This is a genomic window from Pseudanabaena mucicola FACHB-723 (assembly GCF_014696385.1).
GTDB lineage: Bacteria > Cyanobacteriota > Cyanobacteriia > Pseudanabaenales > Pseudanabaenaceae > Pseudanabaena.
In genome coordinates this window covers 1-7,760 of record NZ_JACJQB010000076.1, presented here as the reverse complement: position 1 = coordinate 7,760, position 7,760 = coordinate 1, and the positions used below count along the sequence as shown (strand labels likewise).

Here is a 7,760-nt window from a genome sequence, read left to right as displayed (position 1 = left end):
CATTGGTTTAGAAAGATGGTAATTTTAAGCTAAAATCACCATCTTTACAGGAATAGTGTGCCCGATTTTAGGCTGATTTCATTTCTGATTCAACACTTCTGGATATGAGCCTTGCAAAAATTCTATACTTCCTTGAATAAATCCAACATAATCGGATCTAGGATCAACAGAAAAGTTAAAGGATCGAATCCATCCATCATTCACATATTTTTGAATGGTGGCGATGATATTAGCTTGATAGTTGTTGAGTAACATATTCGATCGCCCGTAACTTTTGCAGAGAATTAGTTAGTCTCTTCTTGATTTTAATTTCACCTGCCCAACTCACATATTCTTCATCGCCACCTTTGAGGTCTTCAGCGGTGAAATCACTGAGAAAAAGGTCGGATGAAATTTGATATTTGGTTTCAAATTCTTGCAAAAATTTATTAGTTTTATCTAGCGATCGCTGTAAGTTTTTGATTTCTGCATCAATTGCGGCTCTGATTAAATTTTGGACGATTTCGAGATCAGGTGCATCAGATTTAATTTCTAGTTGCAACATAATGATTTACCTCAAATAAATTTTGCATTGCGTGAGATTGGGGCTATTTTTCCTGCAATGCTGGCAAGCTATTCACGATTTTAACTGATTGGACACTTACTAGTGCGATACGCTTGACGAGAGCGATGATGTAGTGTTGGTTTACATTGGTAAATCCTAATTATTGGGGTTGAGTCAATTATATGCAATCAAGAAATTTCACACAAAAGAAATTTACACAAGATAATTCTCAAGTTCAGGATATTTAGAAAATAGGTTGTCAACACTGGCAAGTTTTGCGCCATATTCCAATGCAGTGGCAATAATTAGGCGATCGAAGGGATCTTTGTGAATGGGGGATAGATTTACGGCTCTGACTGTGATTGCTGGAGTCAGTGGAAATAATTCGATTTTGGCAGGTACTAATGCTCTGCTAAACCACTCTTCGGGTGAACAGGTTAGCTCTAATCTGCCTCGACTTTGGGCTAGGGCTATCTCATAGCAAGATAGGGGAGATACTGCTAATACATCAGCTAACTCAAAGCGTTCAAGCCAAGATGAGGGAAATTGATCGAAATTTGAGTTGATTAGCCATAGCCAAATATGGGTATCAAGAACAATTATTTCAGACATTCCCAATCCTCTTCATCGACAATGGGGCTAACGATATCACCTAATATTTTCACTTTGCCAGCCATGTCAGGAATGGGAAAGCGTCGTTTTACTTGTGGTTTAGTTTCTTCTAGGATGGTAACGATAATTCTTGCTGAGGTAATTTCTGGTTGTTCAGATAGCCATTTAATTTGCCCGTTCTCATAGGTTGCTTCATAACTTTTTAGCATGGTTGTTATCTCCTTAAGGTGTTTTCAAATTCTTGTTTTTTGCTAGAAATTAGAGAACGTAGGCGATCGCCTACTAACCGTTGTTTCCTCTCCTCAAGCTAATTATAGGTAGTTTTAGAAAACGAATGCTAGTATAAATATTACCTAAAATTATGCCGTAACGTTTCCAGATATGCCGCTAAGTTGGAATGAGATTAAGCAAAGGGCGATCGCCTTTTCTAAGGAGTGGGAAAGTGAGACTTCAGAGAAGTCGGAGTCGCAATCTTTTTGGAATGACTTTTTTAATGTGTTTGGCATTTCACGGCGGCGGGTGGGGAGTTTTGAGTTGCCAGTTAAAAAGGCGGATAACAAGCAAGGGTTTATCGATCTGCTGTGGAAGGGGACGATTTTGGTGGAGCATAAGTCTAGGGGCAAGAACTTAGATAAGGCGACTCAACAGGCTAAGGATTATTTTCCAAATTTAAAGGAGCATGAGTTACCCAAGTATATTTTGGTGTCGGATTTTCAGAAATTCAGACTCTATGATTTGGATACGGATGTTAATCATGAGTTTGAGCTAAAGGATTTTGTAAATCATGTGCATCTATTCGGCTTTATGGCGGGATATGAGAAACGGGTTTATAAGGATGAAGATCCTGTCAATATTGCGGCGGCGGAGTTGATGGGTAAGTTGCACGATCGCCTGAAGGAGATTGGCTATAGTGGACATGACTTAGAGGTGTATCTAGTACGGCTATTATTTTGCCTGTTTGCTGATGATACGGGGATTTTTAATAAGGGGATTTTTTGGGAATATGTCGATCTGCATACCAAGGAAGATGGCAGTGATTTGGCGATGCACATTGCTTCGATTTTCCATGTTTTGAATACGCCGAATGATCGCCGCTTAAAGAATTTAGATGAGAATTTGGCGCAGTTTCCCTATGTGAATGGGAAGTTGTTTGAGGAGATGGTGCAACCTGCGGCGTTTGATAAGCAGATGCGCGAGATGTTGCTAGAGGCTTGTGCGTTTGATTGGGGTAAGATTTCACCTGCGATTTTTGGGTCAATGTTTCAGGCGGTGATGAATCAGACGGAACGGCGAAATTTAGGGGCGCATTACACTTCTGAGAAGAATATCCAAAAGTTGATTAAGCCGCTTTTTTTGAATGATCTTTATACTGAGTTTGAGAAAGTAAAGGGTAATCGCAACAGGTTAAACGAGTTACATAAAAAGATTGCGAATTTGCATTTTCTCGACCCTGCCTGTGGTTGCGGTAATTTCTTGATTATTACTTATCGAGAGTTGCGTGATTTAGAGATTTTGATTTTGTTGGAGTTGAATAAGAGTGGGCAGTTGGTGACGGATGTTAGCTCAATTATTCAAGTGGATGTGGATCAGTTTGCGGGGATTGAATATGATGAGTTTGCGGTGCGGGTTGCTGAGGTGGCGATGTGGTTGATCGACCATCAGATGAATGTGAAGGTGAGTAATGAGTTTGGGCAGTATTTTGTGCGTTTGCCTTTGAAGAAAGCGGCGAAGATTGTGCATGGTAATTCATTGCGGATTGATTGGAACTCTTGTTCCCCTCCTTTGAAGGAGGGGTTAGGGGTGGTTTCAAGAACCTCTACAACTTCTTCTAATTTGTCTATAAAAGGAGAAAGGATAAGAACCTCCCCTAGCCCCTCCTTCAAAGGAGGGGGACAGGAGTTAGAAGGGGGACAAGTTCCTTATAAAGCGATTAGTAATCTTGCTAGTAAGAAAGATTTTCGGCGAGAGTTGCGGAATAATGCGACTTCTGCGGAGGTGACTTTGTGGAAAGCTTTGCAGGGTAAGCAGTTGGATGGGTTTAAGTTTAGAAGACAGCATTCAATTGGTCATTATATTTTGGATTTCTTTTGTCCGAGTGCTAATTTGGCGATCGAGTTGGATGGTGGTCAGCATTTTACGCAGGAGGGAAAGGAATATGATGCAATTAGGGATGAATTTTTATGGAGTGTTGGCATTACGGTGTTGCGATATGCCAATAATTTGATTTTTGAGAATTTAGAGGGGGTATTGGAGGATGTTAGGGAGAATTTAAGAATCTCTTCTGGTGATTCCTTGCAAGGAGGGAGATTAAGAACCTCCCCTAGCCCCTCCTTGAAAGGAGGGGGACAAGAGTTAAGAGGGGGAAAGGAGTTAGGAGAGGTACAAGGGAAAGAGTCTTACTCCCCTCCTTCAAAGGAGAGGCAGGGGGTGTTATTTAACTATATTTTAGGAAATCCACCTTTTGTGGGTAAGCATTTGCAAAGTGCTGAGCAAAAGTCAGATATGGAGATGATTTTTGCTGGTGTGAATGGTGCTGGTGTATTAGATTATGTTTGCGCTTGGTATTTGAAAGCCGCTCAATATCTAAACTCTTGTCCCCCTCCTTTCAAGGAGGGGCTAGGGGAGGTAAAATGCGCTTTTGTGAGTACAAGTTCGATTTCTCAAGGTGAGCAAGTCGGAATTCTCTGGCAAGAGCTTTACAATAGATACAAGATTAAGATTCATTTTGCTCATCGAACTTTTAGTTGGAGTAATGAGGCAAAAGGCAATGCGGCTGTGCATTGTGTGATTATTGGCTTCGGGTTGCAAGATGTTGAAAATAAAAGGATTTTTGATTACGCAGATATTAAGGGTGAACCGACAGAAAAAAGAGTTAGAAACATTAATCCGTATTTGGCTGAGGGAAATGATTTAATTGTATTAAAGAGAACTACTCCGATTTGTAATGTTCCTGAAATGAAAAATGGAAGTAAACCCGCAGATGGGGGATTCCTCATACTCACTAAAGAACAAGCTGAAGATCTGGCAATAAGAGAAAGCGTTGCGAAGAAATATATAAAGGAATACATTGGTTCAAATGAATTAATTAATGGAAATTCTCGCTATTGCTTATGGTTGCATGGGGTTTTACCTAATGAATTACGTTCCATGCCATCTGTCCTAAGCAGAATTGAATCTGTTAAATCATTTAGAGAAAAAAGCATTGATAAAAATACACAGAAATGGGCAGATTTTCCTACTTTATTTCAAACTGACAGACAACCAAGAAGTAATTACATTGGAGTACCTGAAGTTTCTTCAGAAAGACGAAAATATATCCCAATCGGATTTTTGAATTCTGATGTGATTGCGAGCAATAAGTTACAGACTATTCCTAATGGGACTCTCTATTTATTTGGTATTCTAACTTCTGAAATGCACATGACTTGGATGAAGTATGTTTGCGGTAGATTAGAAAGCCGTTTCGATTATTCAACTACAATCGTTTACAACAACTATCCATTTCCTGAAAACGTCAGCGACAAGCAAAAGCAAAAAGTTGAAGACACGGCGCGAGTGGTTTTGGCGGTACGCGAGAAATATACCTCCCCTAGCCCCTCCTTGAAAGGAGGGGAACAAGAGAACGAGTCTTTGAAAAGAGAGGAACAAGAGAGCGAGTCTTACTCCCCTCCTTTCAAGGAGGGGCAGGGGGAGGTCAAATCTAGCCTCGCAGATCTTTACGATCCCCTTACCATGCCACCCGACCTAGTAAAAGCCCATCAAGCCCTAGACAAAGCCGTAGACCTTTGCTATCGTCCTCAGCCCTTCGTTAGCGAACTAAACCGCATCGAATATTTATTTAGCCTCTATGAAGCCCTAAGTGCGCCATTGCTCAAAGTCGAGAAGAAAAAACGGGTTAAGAAAAAAGAATGAAGAAAATCAGTTTGCTAATCACCTAACAATTGAACGGAGTCAAAATCATGCAAACGCTACCTAAAATTGAAGAAAAATTAATCGCAGTTATCAAAACCTTACCAACCGAAAAACAGCAAGCACTATTAGAATTTGCCGAATTTTTGCAAGCCAAAACAGCTTCTAAATCCCCAAGCAAAAGTATCAAAGGCTTATGGGCAAATGCAGATATTAACCTCACCGAAGAAGAACTTTCCGCAACCAGAAAAGAAATATGGGCAAACTTCCCCAAGGATATTGAGCTATGAGCGTTGTAGCTGACACCCACACAATCATTTGGTACTTGCGAAGTCCCGAAAAGTTATCAACAAATGCAGTGAACGCTCTTGATAATGCCTTGAACAATGGCGAATCAATTTTTATATCTGCAATTTCTCTTGTGGAAATGAATTATTTAGTTGAGAAAAATCGGATTCCCACAAGTTCACTAGAGCAACTTTTACAACTCATAGACGATCCACTTGTAAACTTAGTTGTTATTCCTTTAGACATCCCAGTAGCTAAAGCTTTTACTCAAATCCCGCGTGAGATTGTTCCAGAAATGGGCGATCGCATCATCGCTGCAACCAGTCTATATCTTAATCTGCCTCTAATTACCAAAGACCACAAAATCAGTAACTTATCCAATATTCAGACAATTTGGTAGCTTTAAAAACAGGTGTGGTTAAACAATCGACTGATGTTGCGATCGCAATATCAGTCACTATTACTTTCAAGTTGAAGTAGCACCAGTCATGAATCATCACCCTGCATGTTTATTAATGATGGCAATATTTCGATCTCAGACTATAATTTAAATTTACAAACCAGCTAAGTAGGAATCGAAATCTACGCAAGGACATCACAATTATGGGAATGACACTCACCGAAAAGATTTTGGCAAAAGCGTCGGGCAGAAGCAAGGTCAGCCCCGGCGACAATATTTGGGTGAATGCTGACCTGCTAATGACCCATGATGTCTGCGGACCTGGCACAATCGGCGTATTCAAGCGTGAATTTGGTGAAGATGCCAAGGTTTGGGATAAAGAAAAATTAGTATTAATTCCCGATCATTACATCTTTACTAAAGATGCAAGAGCTAACCGCAATATTGATATTTTGCGTGAATTCGCCAAAGAACAAGACATTAAGTATTTTTACGACATCACCGATTTATCAGACTTTAAAGCCAATCCTGATTACAAGGGTGTATGCCACATTGCCCTTGCCCAAGAAGGTCACACCCGCCCCGGCGAAGTCTTATTTGGGACTGACTCCCACACTTGCAATGCAGGAGCTTTTGGGCAATTTGCGACAGGGATTGGTAATACTGACGCAGCCTTTGTCTTGGGAACAGGCAAGCTTTTGGTAAAAGTACCAGCTTCGATGCGATTTGTGTTTGATGGGGAGATGCCTCCCTATCTATTGGCTAAGGACTTAATCTTGCAGGTGATTGGCGACATTGGTGTCAATGGGGCAACCTATCGCGCTATGCAAATTGAAGGCGATGCGATCGCAAAAATGACCATGGAAGAGCGGATGACAATCTGCAACATGGCGATTGAAGCGGGCGGTAAAAATGCCACCATTGCTCCAGATCAAACCACCTTTGACTATGTAAGAGCGCGTACCGATAAGCCTTTCGAGTCGCTCTATGCCGATGCTGATGCGGAATACTACTACGTCAAGCATTATGATGTCTCTAAGCTTGAACCTGTCGTTGCCAAACCCCACTCACCCGACAATCGCGCCCTCGTTCGCGAAGTCCAAGATGTGAAGATTGATCGCGTTTACATTGGCTCTTGTACTGGTGGTAAAACCGAAGACTTTTACCATGCTGCCCAATTGATCAAAGGAAATCAAGTCAAAGTCCCAACCTACCTTGTGCCTGCGACTCAAAAGGTCTATAACGATTTGTTTAGCCTCAAGATCGATGGCGTAACTCTTTCGGAGATCTTCCTACAAGCAGGTTGCATCGAGCCAGCATCTCCATCCTGTGCAGGTTGCTTGGGTGGCCCGCAAGATACCTTTGGGCGAGTCAATGAAGCAGAGGTTTGTGTGTCAACTACCAACCGCAACTTCCCGGGGCGGATGGGCAACAAGCAAGCCCAAATTTATTTGGCTTCTCCCTATACTGCGGCAGCTTCAGCACTTACAGGTCACATCACCGATCCTCGTGACTTTATGTAATATTTAATACCAAAGCTAAAAATGGCAACGCTATTTTTAGCTTTGGCGCACCTTTTCTAAATCGTCAATATTACTAAACAGATTGCTTAAACAAAGAGTTGTTAAATACTATCAATCTCAAGGATATGAGGTCATTGCCCATCCTGATGTCAATCAGCTTCCCTTTGATTTAAATGATCATGGCGTAGAATACTGCCCCGATTTATTAGTCAAGCAAACTGATGCTCAGGGCTTTGTAATTACGGTCAAAGATGCTGCCCAAAATCTATCCATTGAGCGCTATCACCAATTAGCCAGAGCAATCGCAACGCAGGGGAATTGGCGCTTTTTGCTGATTACTGGTGAAGATGCCACCCCAATTTCTGAAGAGAATCTGACTGATCACTGATGTTACGTGGAAGGAACAAGGAGTAAAGTAAAGATAGGGTCAGAAATGGGTAAACAGATATGGACAGAAAATTCTTAGACCTATACTCAGATTACC

The 7,760-nt window shown here is 41.3% G+C and carries 8 protein-coding genes; 5 read left to right on the top strand and 3 right to left on the bottom strand.

The window, feature by feature from the left end; genetic code table 11:
- Window positions 1-229 precede the first annotated feature (229 nt).
- The 3 genes from H6F41_RS18255 to H6F41_RS18245 form a co-directional block, all read right to left on the bottom strand.
- Window positions 230-544 (bottom strand): hypothetical protein, encoded by a 315-nt coding sequence (locus tag H6F41_RS18255; protein ID WP_190404889.1) that lies wholly within the window; start codon window positions 542-544, stop codon window positions 230-232.
- Window positions 545-757: 213 nt separating this feature from the next.
- On the bottom strand, window positions 758-1,156 hold the full coding sequence (locus H6F41_RS18250) for a type II toxin-antitoxin system VapC family toxin (RefSeq protein ID WP_190404888.1): 399 nt from the start codon (window positions 1,154-1,156) through the stop codon (window positions 758-760).
- Complete coding sequence (locus tag H6F41_RS18245) at window positions 1,144-1,365, bottom strand: hypothetical protein (RefSeq protein ID WP_190404887.1); 222 nt, start codon at window positions 1,363-1,365, stop codon at window positions 1,144-1,146. Before H6F41_RS18245 ends, H6F41_RS18250 begins: the two co-directional genes overlap by 13 nt.
- A gap of 172 nt (window positions 1,366-1,537) precedes the next feature.
- Between H6F41_RS18245 and H6F41_RS18240 the strand changes: the two genes are divergently transcribed.
- The 5 genes from H6F41_RS18240 (at window position 1,538) to H6F41_RS18220 (ending at window position 7,664) form a co-directional block, all read left to right on the top strand.
- Window positions 1,538-5,068, top strand: coding sequence for a class I SAM-dependent DNA methyltransferase (locus H6F41_RS18240; protein ID WP_190404886.1), 3,531 nt, complete (start codon window positions 1,538-1,540; stop codon window positions 5,066-5,068).
- Between the two features lie 47 nt (window positions 5,069-5,115).
- Entirely contained in the window at window positions 5,116-5,355 is a 240-nt protein-coding gene (locus H6F41_RS18235; protein WP_190404885.1) for a DUF2281 domain-containing protein, read from the top strand.
- Window positions 5,352-5,753 (top strand): type II toxin-antitoxin system VapC family toxin, encoded by a 402-nt coding sequence (locus tag H6F41_RS18230; protein ID WP_190404884.1) that lies wholly within the window; start codon window positions 5,352-5,354, stop codon window positions 5,751-5,753. Before H6F41_RS18235 ends, H6F41_RS18230 begins: the two co-directional genes overlap by 4 nt.
- Before the next feature lie 203 nt (window positions 5,754-5,956).
- The gene (locus H6F41_RS18225) at window positions 5,957-7,276 is read left to right on the top strand and encodes a 3-isopropylmalate dehydratase large subunit (RefSeq protein WP_190404883.1); all 1,320 of its coding nucleotides are present in this window, start codon (window positions 5,957-5,959) and stop codon (window positions 7,274-7,276) included.
- Window positions 7,277-7,358: 82 nt separating this feature from the next.
- On the top strand, window positions 7,359-7,664 hold the full coding sequence (locus H6F41_RS18220) for a hypothetical protein (RefSeq protein WP_190404882.1): 306 nt from the start codon (window positions 7,359-7,361) through the stop codon (window positions 7,662-7,664).
- Window positions 7,665-7,760 lie beyond the last annotated feature (96 nt).